The 1,540-nt window shown below is 63.6% G+C and carries 2 protein-coding genes; one reads left to right on the forward strand and one right to left on the reverse strand.

The features are described from left to right. Positions 1–365: bifunctional hydroxymethylpyrimidine kinase/phosphomethylpyrimidine kinase (locus AC1DEY_RS23335; RefSeq protein WP_476870073.1), on the reverse strand; the 365-nt coding region annotated here is incomplete at its 3' end. Positions 366–522: 157 nt separating this feature from the next. On the opposite strand from AC1DEY_RS23335, the gene AC1DEY_RS23340 reads away from it, so the two are divergent. Continuing rightward, positions 523–1,540, forward strand: a 1,018-nt coding sequence (locus tag AC1DEY_RS23340; protein WP_476870074.1) for an MFS transporter, incomplete at its 3' end; no start/stop codon positions are given.

Consider the following 1,540-nt stretch of genomic DNA (forward strand, 5'->3'; position numbering starts at 1 on the left):
GCCACGGTCGAAATCGTCGCGGGGCTGCCCAGCATGCCGATCTTGACGGTGTCCAATACGGCCGGCGCGCCGGATTCGGCACCGTAGGCCGCCGTCGTCGCCTCCAGCTGGTCCGCGATGACCTGCTGGTCCACCGGCACGAAGCGGTGGTTCCAGTTGTCCTTCGGGTCGAAGGACACGATGCAGGTCAGGTTGGCGATCCCGAACACGCCGAGTTCCTGGAAGGTCTTCAGGTCAGCCTGCGCACCGGCGCCGCCGGTCGCTTCGGAGCCTGCGATTGTCAGCGCGACGGCGGGGGAGGAACCGGTGTCGGAGGCGGCAGCGGAAACAGCCAAAGCAGCGGAATCGAATGCGGTAGAAGTCATGGTCCCATCCTGCCATCCCGCCAAAACCACCCGCATTGTGCTCCTGAACAAGCATTCCGTGAACAGTATGAACAAAACCCGAGTGTTCCGGATCACTCGGACTAGGGTGGCGGGCGGTGTTGCTTACAGGCGGCGCCGGATCCAGGAAGGTTCATTGATGAGCACTCAACTGTCCGAAGCGGCCCAGACCCGGAAAGCCGTTGGCAACATCCTCAAAGGCTCGGCCGGCAACCTTGTCGAGTGGTACGACCTCTACGTCTACACCGTCTTCGCAGCCTACTTTCAGGCCCACTTCTTCAACTCCAATGACGACCTCCAGGCCGGCCTTGAGGCGATGGCCGTATTCTCGACGTCTTTCCTGATGCGCCCGATCGGCGCCTGGTTCTTTGGCCGCTACGCCGACCGCAAGGGCCGCAAGGCCGCCCTGACCCTGAGCGTGACCATGATGTCCGCCGGTTCSTTCGCCATCGCGGTRCTGCCCACCCAGSASSWGATCGGCCTGTGGGCMATGATYCTGCTGGTSCTSATCCGSGTRATCCAGGGCTTCTCSGTSGGCGGCGAGTAYGGCACCAGCGCCACCTACATGTCCGARGCCGCCACCACCAAGCGCCGCGGGTTCTTCTCMAGCTTCCAGTACGTCACCCTGATCGGCGGCCAGATGCTSGCRCTGCTGGTCCTGGTCATYCWGCAGAACGTGATGCCCAAGGCCGASCTSRSCGAGTGGGGCTGGCGGATCCCRTTCGCGATCGGCGGCGTYGCKGCCCTTGTGGTCCTGTGGCTGCGGCGCTCCATGGAGGAGACCGTCTCCGCCGAACAGATCGAGGCTGCCAAGGCCCCCGCGGTGGCCGGCCAAGCGCAGCCGGGCACCATGAAGCTCCTGTTCACCAGCTACTGGAAGCCGCTGATGATCTGCATCGGCATCACTCTCGGCGGCACCGTGGCGTTCTACACGTACACCAACTTCATCCTGAAGTTCATGAATGACACCTCGGGTATCGCCAAGACCGACACCTCGGTGATCAACTTCTGGGCGCTGTTCATCTTCATGCTGCTCCAGCCGGTCTACGGCATCATCTCGGACAAGGTGGGCCGCAAGCCGCTCCTGCTCTGGTTCGGCATCACCGGCGTCCTGTTCACCTGGCCGCTGCTCTCCACCCTGGCCGGCACCAAGGACC

Source organism: Arthrobacter sp. 05T47, from assembly GCF_056395825.1.